Source organism: Pseudarthrobacter sp. PvP090, assembly GCF_040547365.1.
Classification (GTDB): Bacteria; Actinomycetota; Actinomycetes; order Actinomycetales; family Micrococcaceae; genus Arthrobacter.
Map to the genome: position 1 here is coordinate 72,485 of NZ_JBEPPO010000010.1, position 16,930 is coordinate 89,414.

Annotated in this window: 13 protein-coding genes; 5 read left to right on the plus strand and 8 right to left on the minus strand. The window is 61.3% G+C overall.

What is annotated here, in order from left to right:
• The first annotated feature begins 102 nt into the window (after positions 1-102).
• From ABIC21_RS13060 to ABIC21_RS13075, 4 genes are all read left to right on the plus strand, one after another.
• Positions 103-1,704: an ABC transporter substrate-binding protein gene (locus ABIC21_RS13060; RefSeq protein ID WP_354350823.1), complete on the plus strand. Its 1,602-nt coding sequence runs from the start codon at positions 103-105 to the stop codon at positions 1,702-1,704.
• Positions 1,705-1,879: 175 nt separating this feature from the next.
• The gene (trxB, locus tag ABIC21_RS13065; protein ID WP_354350824.1) at positions 1,880-2,836 is read left to right on the plus strand and encodes a thioredoxin-disulfide reductase; all 957 of its coding nucleotides are present in this window, start codon (positions 1,880-1,882) and stop codon (positions 2,834-2,836) included.
• Positions 2,837-2,872: 36 nt separating this feature from the next.
• Positions 2,873-3,199, plus strand: coding sequence for a thioredoxin (trxA, locus tag ABIC21_RS13070; protein WP_354350825.1), 327 nt, complete (start codon positions 2,873-2,875; stop codon positions 3,197-3,199).
• Positions 3,200-8,199: 5,000 nt separating this feature from the next.
• Positions 8,200-8,427, plus strand: coding sequence for a hypothetical protein (locus ABIC21_RS13075; RefSeq protein WP_354350826.1), 228 nt, complete (start codon positions 8,200-8,202; stop codon positions 8,425-8,427).
• Between the two features lie 439 nt (positions 8,428-8,866).
• Here ABIC21_RS13075 and ABIC21_RS13080 read toward each other — a convergent pair whose 3' ends face one another.
• From ABIC21_RS13080 to rpmH, 8 genes are all read right to left on the minus strand, one after another.
• A complete protein-coding gene (locus ABIC21_RS13080) occupies positions 8,867-10,093 on the minus strand; it encodes a ParB/RepB/Spo0J family partition protein (RefSeq protein ID WP_354350827.1) in 1,227 nt (408 codons plus the stop codon).
• Between the two features lie 68 nt (positions 10,094-10,161).
• A complete protein-coding gene (locus ABIC21_RS13085; RefSeq protein WP_354350828.1) occupies positions 10,162-11,229 on the minus strand; it encodes a ParA family protein in 1,068 nt (355 codons plus the stop codon).
• 86 nt (positions 11,230-11,315) lie between these two features.
• Positions 11,316-11,966 (minus strand): 16S rRNA (guanine(527)-N(7))-methyltransferase RsmG, encoded by a 651-nt coding sequence (gene rsmG / locus ABIC21_RS13090; RefSeq protein WP_354350829.1) that lies wholly within the window; start codon positions 11,964-11,966, stop codon positions 11,316-11,318.
• Positions 11,967-11,983: 17 nt separating this feature from the next.
• The gene (locus ABIC21_RS13095) at positions 11,984-12,595 is read right to left on the minus strand and encodes a Jag family protein (protein WP_354350830.1); all 612 of its coding nucleotides are present in this window, start codon (positions 12,593-12,595) and stop codon (positions 11,984-11,986) included.
• On the minus strand, positions 12,595-13,575 hold the full coding sequence (gene yidC / locus ABIC21_RS13100; RefSeq protein ID WP_354350831.1) for a membrane protein insertase YidC: 981 nt from the start codon (positions 13,573-13,575) through the stop codon (positions 12,595-12,597). Before yidC ends, ABIC21_RS13095 begins: the two co-directional genes overlap by 1 nt.
• Before the next feature lie 16 nt (positions 13,576-13,591).
• Positions 13,592-13,987, minus strand: coding sequence for a membrane protein insertion efficiency factor YidD (yidD, locus tag ABIC21_RS13105; protein ID WP_354350832.1), 396 nt, complete (start codon positions 13,985-13,987; stop codon positions 13,592-13,594).
• Entirely contained in the window at positions 13,980-14,390 is a 411-nt protein-coding gene (rnpA, locus tag ABIC21_RS13110; RefSeq protein WP_354350833.1) for a ribonuclease P protein component, read from the minus strand. Before rnpA ends, yidD begins: the two co-directional genes overlap by 8 nt.
• Positions 14,391-14,431: 41 nt before the next feature.
• Positions 14,432-14,569 (minus strand): 50S ribosomal protein L34, encoded by a 138-nt coding sequence (gene rpmH, locus ABIC21_RS13115; protein WP_003800212.1) that lies wholly within the window; start codon positions 14,567-14,569, stop codon positions 14,432-14,434.
• Positions 14,570-15,032: 463 nt separating this feature from the next.
• Here rpmH and dnaA point away from each other — a divergent pair, with 463 nt between their 5' ends.
• Positions 15,033-16,454: a chromosomal replication initiator protein DnaA gene (gene dnaA / locus ABIC21_RS13120; protein WP_354350834.1), complete on the plus strand. Its 1,422-nt coding sequence runs from the start codon at positions 15,033-15,035 to the stop codon at positions 16,452-16,454.
• Positions 16,455-16,930 lie beyond the last annotated feature (476 nt).

Here is a 16,930-nt window from a genome sequence, read left to right on the forward strand (position 1 = left end):
AAGGGGAGTTGCAGACCAGGGGTCCACCGGCTTTACCGGGCGGCCTGCGGTCACTGATGAAGTGATCAGCCCGGCAGTTCCCGGACAGTCTAGGAGGAGCCCGTGTCCCACCCGATCGATGTCGGATCAGTACTAGGTGGCCGTTACAAGGTCACTGCCACTGTACTGACCTCACATGACCAGGATCTGGTGCTGGACGGTGTGGACCAGGTGCTTAACCGTGCCGTGAGCATCCTTGTGGCCGGCCCCGGCAATGCCGAACAGGTGGCGCAGAGTGCCAGGGAAGTTGCCACGGGGGAGCGTCCCGGCACGGTGCAGATTCTCGATCTTGGGGTCAGCGACGACACAACTTACCTCATCACCAATCACACCTCGGCCGCTGACCTGCTGGACCTGGTGGTATCGTCGCACCCGCCCTACGTCGAGCCATTCTTCACAGATACGCTGGGCAGCGAAATCTTCGGTCAGCCGCGCTCCCACGAACCCGAAACCTACGACGGCCTCTACGATGACGAAGAGGTCGACGCCGGGTACATCAATTACGGGCAGAGCCAGAAGCCAGCCGTGCCGGTACAAAAGGCCCAGCCGACGGCACCTCCGGTGTCCCCGGGCCGCCAGCCTTCGCGTCCTGCTCCGTCGCCCGCTGCCGCCGGGGCTGCAGGGGCTGCCGGCGCGGCCGTCGCCGCAGGGCTCGCGGGCGGCGCCGCAGCGGCGCCGCCTGCCAAAGCAAAATCCCCGGACACCGCGCCCCAGAAGGCCGCCCCTCACGTAACGGCTCCCCAGCCGGTCCAGGGCGGCAGCCAGAACTCGGCTGCCCGTGTCCCCGCGCCGCCGGAAGCTACCGAAAAGCCCAAAGTTTCACTGTGGTCTGACAACGACTACGAGAACCCCGCCCCCGACAGCGGGCGGACACCCCGGCAGGATCAGGCACCGGCGTTCGCCGCCGCGGCCGGCAGTGCCACCGCGGACCGTCCGCCCGGATTTTTCCCTGGCCCGGCCCGGAACAGCGATTCCGCCGCAGATGACGAGTACTCCGGCAGGGACGAGGAACCTCAGCGCGGACCATTCTCCACGCGCTGGCTGGTCGGAGGTCTGCTGGCCGCGGCCCTCGTGGTCGGACTGGTTCTTGCTGTTACGAACCTCGGGAGTCTTTTCAAGACCACTCCCGAGCCCATTGCAGGCAGCAACACGTCCACCAGCGCACCCGGCTCGCCGTCGGCAAAGCCGTCGGGTACCGCCAGCGCCGCACCGGCCGCCGGACCGCCTGCCATTGCGGACGTCACCCGGCTAGGCGACTTCGATTTCGCCGGAACCTATGACGGGGACCTGGTCAAGACCTTCGACGGCAATGCCGCCAGCTATTGGTCGGACATGGAATTCGCCACGGACAACTGGGGTGGCCTGACCTCCGAAGTCCCGCTAGTCGTCGAGCTCGAGAGCCCCGCTGAAGTCTCCTCGGTAACGTTGAGTCAACTGGGCGCATCCGGCGGCAGCATCAGCGTTTTCACCAATGACAATCCGTCCCTCGATGGCGCCAAGCAAGTCGGCAGCAACAGCTTTACCTCCCCGGATCTGACCATGCGCCTGCAGGAGCCCACTACAGCGCAGTACGTCATCGTCTCGATCAAGACCCTGCCCAAGCTGACGGCGCCGAAGACCCGCTATGGGTTTGGCCTTCGTCTGGCCGAGATCAAAGTCCAGTAGCGGGTCGGCAACCAGGCACAGTCCCGCCGGTCCTCGACGCCAAGACGGTATCCTGAGTGATGGTGTCGGCCCATGACGCCGAGTCCGCCCGGAATATTCAGCATCAAGTGGCAGTTGTGCCATGTGGCCGGCCATCCAGGCGGGCGCATCGACAAAGGAAGAGGTTCACCGTCCAGTGAGCAACGCAGAAAACACCGCGTCCGAAGTACGTGATGTCATCATCGTCGGCTCCGGCCCCGCGGGCTACACGGCCGCGGTGTACACAGCGCGGGCCAACCTGAAGCCGCTGCTCCTGGCAGGATCAGTAACCGCCGGCGGCGAGCTGATGAACACGACTGACGTCGAGAACTACCCGGGTTTCCCTGATGGAATCATGGGCCCGGACCTGATGGAAAACTTCGAAAAGCAGGCTGCCCGGTTCGGCACCGAAATCCAGTTTGAGGATGTTACCGAACTGGATCTCGACGGCCACATCAAGACCGTGACCATTGGCTCAGGGGAGACCTTCCGGGCCCGGGCAATTATTCTGTCGACAGGGTCGGCCTACCGAGAGCTCGGACTGCCGAATGAGAAGCGCCTCTCCGGGCACGGTGTCAGCTGGTGTGCAACCTGCGACGGTTTCTTCTTCAAGGACCAGGACATTGCCGTGATCGGCGGCGGGGACTCCGCCATGGAAGAGGCACTGTTCCTCACCAAGTTCGCGAAGTCCGTCACCGTTGTCCACCGCCGCGATACCCTGCGTGCTTCCAAAATTATGGCCGATCGGGCCCTGGCACACGACAAAATCAACTTTGTCTGGAACACCGGCGTCGAGGATGTCCTCGGCCAGGAAAAGGTCACCGGCCTTCGGTTGAAGAACCTCGTGGACGGCGCCGAGACTGACCTCGCCGTTACGGGCGTCTTTGTGGCTATCGGCAACGATCCCCGCACCGATCTCGTCAAGGGCAAGCTGGATCTGTCTCCCGAGGGAACCATTGCCGTGGAGGGCCGCACCTCCAAGACCAGCATCGAGGGAGTCTTTGCAGCCGGGGACGTCATCGACCCGACTTACCGCCAGGCGATCACGGCTTCGGGGTCCGGCTGTGTGGCCGCCCTCGACGTCGAGCACTATCTCGCAGACTTCCACGCCTAACCGGCGCGCAGCAACCAACCGAAGAAAGACAGGGCTATGAGCAACGCAAAAGACGTCACAGACGCTAGTTTCAGCACCGATGTACTGGCTTCTTCCAAGCCTGTCATCGTAGATTTTTGGGCAGAATGGTGCGGACCGTGCCGGAAGCTCGGACCGATCCTCGACGAGATCTCCGTTGAGTACAGCGAGAAAGTGGACGTCGTCAAGCTAAACGTTGATGACAACCCCGCGATCGCGGCCCAGTACGGCATCACGTCCATTCCCGCCGTCTACCTGTTCCAGGACGGTGAAGTGAAGGGTACCGTGATCGGAGCCCGGCCCAAGCAGTTCTTCGAGAAGGAATTTGCGGACGTTTTGTCCTAGTTCCAGCGCAGTCTGTGTTCAGCGCAGACCAGGCGCCAGAGTGGCCCCACTTCCGTTACAGGAAGTGGGGCCATTTTTGTGCAGGGTTACTGTCAGCGGACCGCGCTGGGAGGGGAGAGAGGCACTCGGGAACTCCTATTGGGGACTCTATTCTCGATAAACAACCCTTAGATGTTGCTAGAAGCTACGAAGTTGGCTGGTCGGCGCGAGTACTGAATACCGGCAACTTCGGCGCGTGCGGGAGTGGGCACTTCAGCTATTTGGGTGGACGGGGGGTGGTGGCTACAGCCGGCCGACCTGGTTTCACGTGAAACAAGCTGCGCTCGGGTTTGGTCTGCACCGCAGAAGTTGGCCTCCCTCCGAATTCGAAGCACGGGGACGCGGGATCGACGTTTCACGTGAAACATCGGCATCCGTGGCAGTGAAGGTGATGTGAACAGCGACTTCAACCGCAACCTACTTCATCGCAATGCCTGGACACCTCTTCAATCGTATTGTCCAAACCGCACCGCTCTAGTGGGATGTGGTTCTCGCTCCTTTCGACAAACCAGCCCCAGCACAGCGTCAAGAGAGGCAACTCGCGGTCGGCGAGTCTCCGAAAATCGCAGACCGCCTGTTCTATGCGCCTATCCGGTCGACGTCCTTCACTGCTGTTGAGATACCACCCGTCAACAATCAATGTCTTTTCCGGTACCTGCTCCCGAATGATGGAGATCGCCTGGGGCACATTCGTTCTCACGGGCGTTGTCGAGGACGTTGTCGAGGGCGATTCAGACTATGGGACGGCGCTGTCCGTCGCTGTCGCAGCCGGAACTGCTCGCGTACTGGTTGCCCACCAAAGCACGGCGCTGCTCGGAGGACCAAGGGTCGGTTGTGACAGCAGCGTTTCACGTGAAACATTTGCCCCATGTTCCACGAACAGCACGGACACGGCTTCACGCCGCCCTGGCCCAGGCTTCGCTCCGCCCTTGGCATGCGACAAATTTTGCTTTGAACGCCAAATATTGAAAACGCGGGCGACCCAGATCCGTCCTTTCTAAGCGCTTGCCGGATATTTGCGGCCGCAAATCTATGCCTGTCGCTACTGGGATGACATGTTTCACGTGAAACATGCTGATAACTGACTACAACTTAGTCAGAGTCGTCCATGTTTCACGTGAAACGCTTCGGCCGAACTCAGGGCGGTGGATGACATACCTAAGAACACGGACGCAGTTTTGCGATTCGATATTACACTCTCACCTACGAGTTTGTATGGATGTACTTCCAGGACATAGCAGTTGCCTGCCTTGAAATGCGCCCTGGCCATCTACAGTCGAAGTTTCCCACCACCGTCCCGACTCCGCGTCGGAGTGTCATCCCGAAAACGGGACGTGGGCTGCGCAGGGTCATTTCACGAACATGCGCCACCTTTCACAGCTGTGGCGGGAGCACTAGCAAGTGGAGCAGCAGTGACCACACGTGTTGGGATCGTGTTTCACGTGAAACACCACCCTTGCAGATTCCGCCGCGACGGCCGATTCGATACCGGCGTTGCGGATACAGGCGCGGTCTTCGTGCCCGAGCTGAGCGTAGACGCGGCCGCATAGGGCGATAGCATCCCAGTGGCATGCACGAATCTCCGGTGCAGCCACCGCGTCACAGGGCCTCGGGGAAACCCTTGAATTCACATCGTGTGCCCACCGTTGCGCATCCCCTCATGGCGTCACGACTCTGAATGCCCCGGCCTCCCGGATTCGATGCCGATCCTCGGCTGTGGAACAGGCTCAGTGACCGGTGTGGCCACCACGCTGTCCGAGACTACGGGGATCAAAGACCCGGCCGTGGATACGAGACAGGTCACGGCCGATCCACAGATGCCGCAGACCGTTACCCGCGACCGCCTCCAATCCATGCCGGCAGGTATTGGCCGGGGGATCCGCAGGCCAGATGGAATACACAGTCATCGGCTCAAGGGGAAATTCGGGTGACCTCGCAAGCGCCCAATTTCCCTGGCGCCAGAGCGCGGGGCGTCCCGCTTAGGGAGAGGTGCCCCACATACTCTGGGCGTCGTCGAAATGCAGCGGCCACTGTCCATCCGGTCCGCCGAACAATGTCCTAGGTCAGACGTACCCGCGGCTAGAGTTCCCCGGGACCTTCGTATGCGGGGTGGGGTATGGTCGATACCAGCCGTCTCCCGATTCCGTTCCACAAAGAGTGAGGGCTCAGGCGCGACGACTCGCCGGGTGGGGATCAAAGCCTGCACCGGCTCCTTCTCCGACGCAGCTAAACGATAGGGGGAGACACCGGCTTGTGTGTCTTCGGTCGTGGCGTGAACGGACTCATGAGACGGCCAACGGGGTAGCCCCGCAACGGTCTGGCGTCCCTCGACAGCCAATAGGAACCCTCTATGGCGTCAACAGTCACCTTGCCAGAAGGATGCAATCCAGTGCGGGAAACACTTTGATCACAGCCGAACCAGGCTATGCGAGGCCCTCTGGTACCGTCGAATCAATCCGCGCTTTTGCATCGATGAGAGATCCATTGTCCGTCGCTGCCGTCTCGACGGAAGCCCTAGGAGGCTGTACCCACAGGTTTCTCCACAGATGTTATGCACACAGTTATCCACAGGCGGCGAGGGATTAATCACAGCTTCGCGGATATGCCTTGAGCCGCCATGTGAGGCCAAGCGTTCCTCCCAAACCAGAACATTGGCACAACTCTTTCGTACGGCGAGCGGTCGGTAACCCACGAGATTCTGACGGCCCACAGCGGCTGCCCAAAAACACGCATATTTCCGCGAAAAATTAACCAGCAACGGGGGATTTGGTCAGCCCGGGCGGCCGTGAATGGGATCACGATTCCTGACCCGCAATTGTTTCACGTGAAACAGGGGCCGCCTCCCTCCGCAGTCGGAAGGCTGCAGCTTTCGCGCGGTCCCCATGTGCGCGGCGTCATGGAACCAGCTGGGGCTGGCCAGCAGCGTAATCCACAAAGTTATCCACAGTAATATCCACCGCTCTATCCACTGCCCTATCCACTCCTCGCCGGTCCGTCGAAGACGCCTCTTTCACGCCAAGGGGACCATCCGGATTGCCGTCCCCGTCCTCAATAGCGCCATCCACGTGACAGACCGAGCGATTGGGATGCAAGCACGCGAACACCCCTCGACGCCATTGCCGCAGTTGGTGACGATCACTTGCGGGGTACTTCATTCATCCCAACGGACGCTCCTTGGCTGGAAGGCTGATGGAACTCTCCGATGATCGTTGGGAAGTGTTCCGGATGGTTCCAACTGTTCTCCGCGGGGGAGCCCGCCGTCAGATATCCGAGGAAGAGCCGAAGCTTCCCCTAATCTACAGCTGGCCCTGATCCAGCTCCTCTACAACGCAGGCATCCAGAGCCGCCGGAATCCCGGATCCGACGACGCCGGCGCAGCGCCCAGCCTTCACTAAGAACCCCTGGGTGTGGGAACGTGTAATGGGACCTGCCAGTATCCCATCCAAGCTCGTAGCTCCCAAAGCCGTGATGCTTGCTTTGAGGGTGACGCCGGTGACTCAGATTCCGAAGTGCTCCGTGCACTGTGCACTACCTAGGTTTGCCGTGACGGAGTCGAGGGGACCACGGGGGTGCCCCCACATCCCAGGCACCGGGGACTGGTCAAAATCACGGGTCACGGCAACGGGCCGGGGGCAGAGAGCCCGGGAGGCTCAACGCCCGCGTCTAAGCCCGCGTTGATATCACCCCACGCCAGGTACCGGGTTGGCGCCAACGCTTCATTGATGGCCGCTCCAGCTCTCGCAGGCCGGGGTTGGGCGGACTCGCTCGGGCGGCCATCTAAAACATCTTCTGATGAAGCCGCGTCGCTTACAGCGCTGTCTACGGGAATGGCTGCGGTCCAGGCATGGCATTCCGTACTGACGAATGTGCCAGCTGTTTCCCTGAGCCAACTTCAGCAGGTGCGATCCGGGCATGCTTGGCCTAAGGAAACAGTTCCCTGGACTTAGGGCGTACGCGGACCGCGCATTGGGCCCACTGGCGCCGCGGGGCGCCGTAGGATGGTCATTGGCCGGCTCCGCCCTCCTAGCGCTAATGGGTCGTCCTCATCGGAGCTGCCTTCGTCTGCTACAACAACGTACGGATCACTGGTTCAGGACTCTGGATGTTTCACGTGAAACCTGACTCACCCGCAACTTCCACCGGAGACGCCCCATCTCGTTAGACTAATGGTCCCGGACTTAGTTGAGTGAGTGTCAACGCTGGTACACGAGACACCGAAGGCTAGCGGGCCAGCCAGTTAACTGTTCGGCCCGCACTCACCGCGCAGGGCCCCGCGACGGTCGACTCCTGGCAAAATCACAAGCCACCAGAACATCACTTTGTTTCACGTGAAACCTGCGGACGTGCGTTTCGATGAGTCCACCAAAACGAATGCCGCAACGAGCGCGACTGAGATGCTTCAGGGCTCATGCAACACGCACCTGGGGGATGGGGACCCTCCCGGGAAAACTCGATAGTGCTTGCAGCGGTCGCGAAGAATACCTAAGCGGACCAGGGTGGCTTCAAGTCGTCTTATCCCGCTGCGACCACGTCGCGGCCCAACCGCAGGGCGCCGCCAGTTCTGCCGGCATAGATGGCACTGCTGGGGCGTCTGGCTTGCCGGCAGTACTCGCATTGGCTGCTTTGACTGCCCGAGGTTCAGCCATTCCGGTCAGGCTTTTACCGGCTACTCTGAAACAGGCACCACCCGCGCCTTCAATGTCGGCACCGCGGTCACTGAAAATTTGCTTTTGGGGTCCATCTGTCGTGTGTTTGGGGGCCGGTGGGCTGAGCGCGCAGTAACGGTCTTGGGTGCCGGTAGTGGCGTGTCTGGGGGGCACCCAGTTCAGGCTCCTTCCGTCGTGTGTATAGGGCGCACGGCGGAAGGAGCAATCATCAATCGTACGGAAGATCAGAGCGAAGCTCGAGTTGCGGTTGCGAGCCTAGGGCCTGTCCGGCCGGGCAATCGTGGCATCGCAGGAATGTCCCGGAAGAACGTCACGGCGGTGCTGGAGGCTGCCGACGCGGCCGGTGTGGTTTGGGACGATATCGCGAAGGACAAGCCACAGGGACAAACCAAATTCCTGAAAGGGTACGCGGCCTTCACCCTGCTCGTGATCGACGAATGGCTTCTCAACCACCCCGACGAGGGCATGCGCAGCATGCTGCTGGAGCTGCTGGAGCGCCGGTACGACACCATGAAGCAGTAGGAGAACGTCGGTGGGAGCCGGCGGCCCCCACAACCCCGGCCGCTGGCCCCCGCCAGCAATATCAATGGCCCCGAAAAGGCAATATTGGGTGGCTTCCAAACCTTCAAATACTCAGTCGCCGCACCGCACACGCCTTGCAGAAGATGACTTCCACAAAAGGTCGCACTCCATATGCGAAATCCCGGGGGTGCCGCTTCTTAAGTCTTCCCTCAACAGCCAATGCCGGCTCACTCCCGAGAGACATCACCTTCTGGCGCTGGGAGACCTCCGAGCTTTCTGGGATGGCGGCCATCTCCAGCGCCCCAAGTAAGTGCTGAAGCAACGCGAAACGAAGCCCTTCCCACCGCTGACGCCGCAAAGCCTAAAGCCCGGGACGAGTCAGCCAACAGGAAGGGACCCGTTTCACGTGAAACGGGTCCCTTCGATGGTGCAGGGTGGGCTAGCTGGAAGCCCCAGGCGTCAAGACATCCATGATCCGATTGAGATCCTCAACGCTTGCGAACTCGATGCTGACCCGTCCCTTGCGTGCACCCAAGGAGATCTTGACGTTGGTATCGAGCCGGTCAGAGAGGGATGAGGCCAGGTAATCGAGGCGCTCGTGCCGCGCACCGGGGCGCGGAATGTTGTTCTTCGGTGCCGCCGACGGATTCTGGTACAGCGTCACGGCCTCTTCGGTTGCGCGGACGGACATGCCTTCAGCGACAATCTTCTGTGCCAGGCGTTCCATGGCGGCAGCGTCCGGGAGCGCCAGAAGTGCGCGGGCATGCCCGGCAGAGATGACGCTGGCGGCTACGCGACGTTGCACCAGCGGCGGAAGCTTGAGCAGCCGGAGCGTATTGGACACCTGAGGGCGTGAACGCCCGATGCGGTCGGCAAGTTGTTCGTGGGTGGTGCCGAAGTCCTCGAGCAGCTGCTGATACGCGGCAGCCTCTTCAAGCGGGTTCAGCTGGCTCCGGTGCAGGTTTTCCAGCAGGGCATCGCGGAGGAGGTCGTCATCGGTCGTGTCCCGGACGATGGCGGGGATGGTTTGAAGGCCTGCCGCCTGTACTGCCCGCCAGCGGCGCTCACCCATGACGAGCTCGTAGGGTTCTCCACCTTCTTCAGTTGAAGTGCGGACAACAATTGGCTGGAGGACGCCGATTTCACGAACCGAGTGAACCAGCTCCGCCATGTCGTCCTCATCGAAGACTGAGCGGGGCTGCTTGCGGTTGGGGTGGATGTCAGTGACCAGGATTTCCGCGAAGCGGACACCAGGCACCTCCACAAGTTCGACGCCCTGATCGTCAGCCGAGGGAACCGGCTCTTCGACAGCCGGCGTCTGGGCGGCAGGCTTGGCTGCTGCAGCCGGAGTTTCACCCTTGGCCGCGGAAGTCTTCCGGGCCGGTGCCATCTTGGTCCCGGAAGCAGTCTTTGAATCCGGCGCGTCGGAAAGGCCAGTCGCAGCCGGCGAGGAGGCGGGCGACTGCGGCTTTGCAGTTTCTTGCTTCTCGGGAACGGTCGTGTTCTCGTCCGTGGCCGCTACCTCGGCGGCCGGAGTCCGCTTTCGGGCCTCAGGAAAGAAAAGATCCACGGGACGGGACGGCGCTGAACCGTTGCCGGAAGCCGCAGCGGAACTTGGAATGAGTGCCCCAAGCCCACGGCCGAGGCCGCGTCGCTTATCGCTCATGGATAAATCCCTCCATTGGAAGAGCCTGGCATCACCGGACTCTAGCTAGTGCAATTCTTGAAAAGATTCTAACGTTCCGCGATTTCGGCTGCGGCTTCCAGATAGGACAGGGCACCGCTGGATGAGGGATCGTATGTCATCACGGTTTGCTGGTAGCTGGGAGCTTCAGAAATTCTTACCGATCGGGGGACCACGGCGCCGAGGACCTGCTCGGGGAAATGTTCCCTTACCTCTGCTGCCACCTGGGCAGCAAGGTTTGTGCGCCCGTCGTACATGGTCAAGAGGATGGTGGAAACGATCAGGTCCGCATTCAAGTGCTTCTGGATCATTTCGATGTTCTTCAGCAGCTGGCTCAGTCCCTCGAGCGCGTAGTACTCGCACTGGATCGGAATGAGCACCTCGTTGGCCGCACAGAAGGCGTTGACGGTCAGCAGCCCCAGGCTCGGCGGGCAGTCGATGAAGATATAGTCCAACCGCTCCTCACCGTTTTTCGCCCGCTCCTTGGCGTACACGTCAATAGCACGGCGGAGGCGCTGCTCGCGGGCCACGAGGCTGACCAGTTCAATTTCAGCGCCGGCGAGGTGGATGGTGGCCGGGGCGCAGATCAGATTGTCGATGTCCGGGCACGGTGCCACGACATCCTGCAACGGGATGTCGTTGATAAGCACGTCGTAGATGCTGTCGATGTCGGCGTGGTGTTCAATACCGAGTGCGGTCGACGCGTTGCCCTGCGGATCGATGTCGATGACCAGCACGTTCAAGCCTGCAGCAGCCAGGGCGGCGGCGATGTTCACCGTGGTGGTTGTTTTGCCCACTCCGCCCTTCTGGTTCGAGACGGTGAAGATCCGGGTCTTCTCCGGCTTCGGAAGTTCGCGGCCCAGGAGGCGTTCCCGGCGTTTGTTCTCATGGGCGAGCTCGCGGGCGATGGGGCTCGAGTCATCGATGGAATCCAGGACATTCCCGGAGGAGACAACGGATGTTTCACGTGAAACGCTGGCCATGCCGGTGGTCTTCACAACCGATGCCGTGCGATTTCCGGAGTAATCGTGAGCGACTGCGGGCGCAGTAAAGGCCCGTGCGGACCCCAGGGACACAAACGGGGGGATCCGCTGTGTGGAGGCTTCGCTACTGGTCACTGTGACACACTCACTCTCGTTCGGCTCTTTCTGCCGTTTACTAGCCTAGCCTCTTACCCAAGGAGTCCGAGGGCAACGGGCTGGTGCTAGGCAATCTTTTGAGGCTTATTCACAACGATTCGGACAACGGTTGTGGGTTCTTCGAGGAGGTCCTCACCCACGAGCACAACGGACGTCTGCGTACCGCCAAGCTTCCGGATCACCTTGGCGGCCTTTTCGATTTCCTCGCCGGCGCTGCGTCCCTTGATCGCGACAACTTCGCCCTTGCCCCCCAGCAGCGGGATGGTCAGGCCGGCGAGGTTGGAGAGGGCGGACACGGCGCGTGCCGTGACGACATCGGCGTTCACCATACCAACCGCAAGCTCGGCCCGGGTGCGCATGATCGTGACGTTCTCGAGGCCGAGGTCGTCCACGACTTCCTGGAGCCAGATGACACGGCGCTCGAGGGGTTCGATCAGGGTCAGTTCCAGGTCCGGCCGGGCAATGGCCAGGCACAGTCCGGGGAGGCCGGCGCCGCTGCCGACGTCAGCCACGTGGCTTCCCTCGGCAATCTGGCTCTCGATGACAGCACAGTTCAGCACGTGCCGGCTCCACAGCCGGGGCACTTCACGGGGCCCAATCAGACCACGTTCCGTTCCGGAGGTGGCCAGGTGCTCCACGTAGCGTTTGGCCAGGTCCAGCCGGTCGCCGAAGATCTTTTCGGCTGCCTGCAGTTCGGCGGGAGTAATTTCAACCATCAAGCTATCCGGCGGTTTCAGTCTGCGGAAACGACGATGTGGCGGTCAGCGCCTTCGCCTTCGGACTCGCTGATGAGCCCGAGGTCAGCGACGGCATCGTGCACAATCTTCCGCTCGTAGGCGCTCATCGGCGCCAGTGCCACGGTCTCGCCGGACTCCTTCACGGAAGCCACGGCGTCTTCAGCAATCTTCTGCAGCTCGCCGGAACGCTCCGAGCGGTAGCCATTAATATCCAGCACCAGCCGGGAACGGTTCTCCGTTGCGGACAGCACAGCAAGCCGGGTCAGTTCCTGCAGGGCTTCGAGGACTTCGCCGTCCTTGCCTACCAGGCTCTCCAGGCCGGCGGATTCTTCCTCAGCGACGATCGAAATATAGGTTCGGCCGTTGCGTACTTCAATGTCGATGTCGCCGTCGATGTCGGCGATGTCCAGCAGTTCCTCGAGGTAGTCCGCTGCGACGTCACCTTCTTCTTCCAGACGGCTGGCGGAGGTCCCCTTGTCCTCGGAGCTCTCCGAATCCTCGGCGCCTGAGTCAACGTCCTGCTCGGGGTCCTGGACTGCGCTCAGGGCGTCGTCCTGCTCCTCGATGGCTTCAGCGGAAATAGCGTGTTCGGTGCTCTCGGCAGACATTACTTCCTCTTCCTGTTTTTACGTTGCGGCTGGACGCGCTGGCTCTTGGCGACCAGGGCTGCGGCTGCGGCAGCCTCGGCAGCCTCGGCCTCGGCTTTCTTGGCACCTGTCAGGGGCAGGGCCGGCAGGCCCTTGGCGGCGCGGCGTTCGGCCAGGGCCTTGGCGGCAGGGGATCCCGGCGTCGGCATGCGGCGGATCACGAAGAACTGCTGCGCCATGGTCCAGAGGTTGGTGGTGGTCCAGTAGATCAGGACGCCGATGGGGAAGTTGATGCCGCCCACACCGAAGACGATCGGCAGGATGTAGAGCATCATCTTCTGCTGGCGCATAAACGGGCTGGCCATGGCCTCTTCGGACATATTCTTGGCCATGATCTGCTTCTGCGTGATGAACTGCGAAGCCGTCATGGCCAGGATCATCACAATCGAGAGGATCCACACGGCAACCACGTTGCCGCCCGGAGGGGTGCCATGCAGCAAGGTTGCGGACAGCGGGGCCCCGAAGATGCTCGACTCATCGAACTGCACCACCTGCTCGTGACTCATGGCGCCGATGCCCTTGCCGCTGTCGGCCGCCGTCGTAATACCGGACAGCACGGTGAAGAGGGCAAAGAAGAACGGCATCTGGATCAGCATGGGCAGGCAGGCCGAGAACGGGTTGGTGCCGTGCTTCTTGTACATGGCCATCTGTTCCTGGGCCATGGCCTGGCGGGACAGCTGGTCGGTCTTGCCCTTGTACTTGTCCTGCAGCTTCTTCAGATCCGGCTGCAGGAGCTGCATGCCGCGCTGCGCCTTGATCTGCTTGACGAACACGGGAATCAGGGCGGCGCGGATGACCAGCACCAGCCCGATGATGGACAACGTCCACGTCCAGCCGTTGGCGGCGGGCATGCCGAGGGTGCTCAGGCCATCGTGGAAGACCACCATGATGGCGGACACAAGCCACTTGAACGGAAACATGATTGTTTCAAAGAAATCCATACGATATCCCTATTCGTTAGGCCGCAGAGCGGCCTTCTCCATCAGTCTGAGCAGCCAGGTACTTGTCCGGATTGTTCAGCACAACAATTGTGGGGGTTCGGTCTGCGGGCCACTCGCAGTTACCGGCGGGGACATGGTCCACACCGCCGGCATTCCAGGGATGGCAGCGCACCAGGCGCCTGGCCGCCAGCCAGCTTCCCTTGACCGCGCCGTGGACCGTGATTGCCTCAAGGGCATAGGCCGAGCAGCTGGGGAAGAAGCGGCAAACCTGGCCGTACAGCGGTGAGATCACCTTGCGGTACGCCAGGAGCAACAGGATGAGGATATTGCGGGGCAAGTTCCAGACTGCCCGGCCCAGCCATAGTGCTGCGGATTTTGCAGGAGGGACGACGGCGGCAGTTAAGTTACGCACGCGGGGTCCCTTCCTGTGTTGTCTCGTAAGAAACTGAAGAAGCAGCCTTCGGAAGGCGGCTGCCCAGCCGTTTCATGTTGCTTTCCAAGGCGGCGTCATAGTCTGATCGCAACTGGTCGAAGCCGGCACCGGCCGCGGCGGGCAGGGCCCGGACCACGATCGCGAACCCGCTGCCGTACTTCTGCAACGACAAGGCGCCGACTTCTCTCAGTCTCCTCTTAACGAGGTTCCTGACAACAGCGTTCCCGACACTCTTGGAAACGATGAATCCGATCCGGCTTGGTTCATCGGCAGCGAGAGCTGCCGTATATAACACTACGTTCCGGCGTCCATTGCGGACACCGGAACGTACAGTTGTTGAAAAATCGGTTGATGTCCTCAGACGGTTGCGGGTGGCCAGCACCTTTACACTCGCACAGGGATGTGGACCGACGAGTCAGTTATTTAGGCCGACAGCTCGGTGCGACCCTTGCCACGACGGGCTGCCAGGATGGCACGGCCGGCACGGGTACGCATACGAAGGCGGAAGCCGTGCTTCTTGGCTCGACGGCGGTTATTCGGCTGAAAAGTCCGCTTGCTCACGTTAGTTACTCCAGTGGGATCAAAGGTGCGCCCACCCGATCAAGGGGAAGAACTGGTCGACGCTAAGTTTTGTATGTGCCGCTTCCCTCGACTCGCAAGACGCTGGGCGTCGGGAGAGATTCAAATAAGGCGAAAAGCGTACACATGGGACTTCACAACGTTAGGGCTTGCCGCCCTCCCGAGTCAAACCGGGGGTCGCGCCGCGGACTTTCCACAGTTGTGGCTAAGTGCCGCTCCAGCCTGTGGATGAAGTGCGTCACGCGCCCCAATTTCGAACTACAACGATGTGATTATCCACAGGACAGAACCCAGCTATCTTCTGGCGTTTTGATCCCCTACAGTGGCTCAGTAGCCCATTATCCACGGACTGTGCATAACTCTGTGGATTATCCGGGGTCCAGCGCACTGGATTGACCCGCGTGGCTGCAGGTAATGAAGGCCAGCAAGTTTGAGGAACTGATTGATGACAGTAGACGAAGCCAACCAAGCCAACACTGTCGGAAGTTCCTGGCGGCGGGTCGTGAGCCTGCTGGAGAACGATCACCGTGTTTCACCCCGGCAGCGTGGCTTCGTCATCCTCGCCCAGGCCCAGGGCCTGATCGGGTCCACCCTGCTGGTGGCCGTGCCCAATGAGCTCACCCGCGAAGTGCTGCAGACGCAGGTGAAGGAAGCCCTCGACGACGCCCTCCGGAGCGTGTTCTCGGACGAAATCCGCTGCGCAATCGACGTCGACACCGATCTGGTGCCGCTCCACACTGAGCCGGAACCCGCCGTCGAACTGTCCCTCGTGGCCGATCCCTCAGTGGAACTGAAGCCGCAGCCGATGCTGCCCAGCACCTCCCACGAATTTGGCCGCCTCAACCCGAAGTATGTCTTCGACACTTTCGTGATCGGTTCCTCCAACCGCTTCGCCCACGCCGCAGCTGTCGCTGTGGCCGAAGCGCCGGCCAAGGCCTACAACCCGCTCTTCATCTACGGTGACTCCGGACTCGGCAAGACGCACCTGCTCCACGCGATCGGCCACTACGCCCGCCGGCTCTACAGCGGGATCCGGGTCCGCTACGTGAACTCCGAAGAATTCACCAACGACTTCATCAACTCCATCCGTGACGATGAAGGCACCAGCTTCAAGACGACATACCGCAACGTGGACGTCCTGCTGATCGATGACATCCAGTTCCTGGCCGGCAAGGACCGGACGCTGGAGGAGTTCTTCCACACCTTCAACGCGCTGCACAACAACAACAAGCAGGTGGTCATCACCTCCGACCAGCCGCCCAAGCTGCTCGCCGGCTTCGAGGACCGGATGAAGTCACGGTTCGAGTGGGGCCTGCTGACCGACATCCAGCCGCCGGAACTCGAGACCCGGATCGCGATCCTCCGGAAGAAGGCCCTCAGCGAGGGCCTGTCCGCCCCGGACGATGCCCTGGAATACATCGCCTCGAAGATCTCCAGCAACATCCGCGAACTTGAGGGGGCGCTGATCCGCGTCACGGCCTTCGCCAGCCTCAACCGCCAACCGGTCGACGTCGCCCTGGCCGAGATGGTGCTCAAGGACCTCATCACCGATGACGGTGCCCAGGAGATCACCTCCGCGCAGATCCTCACCCAGACCGCCGACTACTTCAAGCTCAGCATGGAAGAACTCTGCAGCAAGTCCCGGACCCGGACCCTGGTGACCGCCCGGCAGATTGCGATGTACCTGTGCCGGGAACTCACGGACATGTCCCTTCCCAAGATCGGGCAGGAGCTCGGCGGCCGCGACCACACCACGGTCATCCACGCGGACCGCAAGATCCGTGAACTGATGGCCGAGCGCCGGGTCATCTACAACCAGGTGACCGAGCTGACCAACCGGATCAAGCAGCAGCAGCGCAATTCCTGAGCAGTCAGACCGCGCGCTCCTACCTTATTAACAGGCGCCTGTGGACAAGGCTGTGGATAGTTAAGGGGACAACCGCGGTTAATGGGCTTAAAACCCTTAAGGCGCCTGTGGATCAGCGGAACGGCCAAAAATGTTATCCCCATCCACACCCTGTTTAAAACCTGCTCCGCCCACAGCCCATGAACAGGGCTTAACCGCGGAATCGCACCGCCAAACGGGGTTATCCACAGTATCCACAGCAGTTATTAACACTACTAATCCCTAGAAAATGAAATTCCCTCAAATAACAACTTCGATCCGCACCCCGCACACGGCCCAGGCCCGTCCCGGCCCCCGGCCGGAAACCGGCACCGGACCGGCCAGGCCGAACCACACGGATGTAACCCGGGGATGGGAGAATCACACTTCTTGCGGCTAAGCTGTCTGCAGTGTGTCCGTCCTGGACATATTTTGTGATTCCTGCCCGGCCCGTGGCC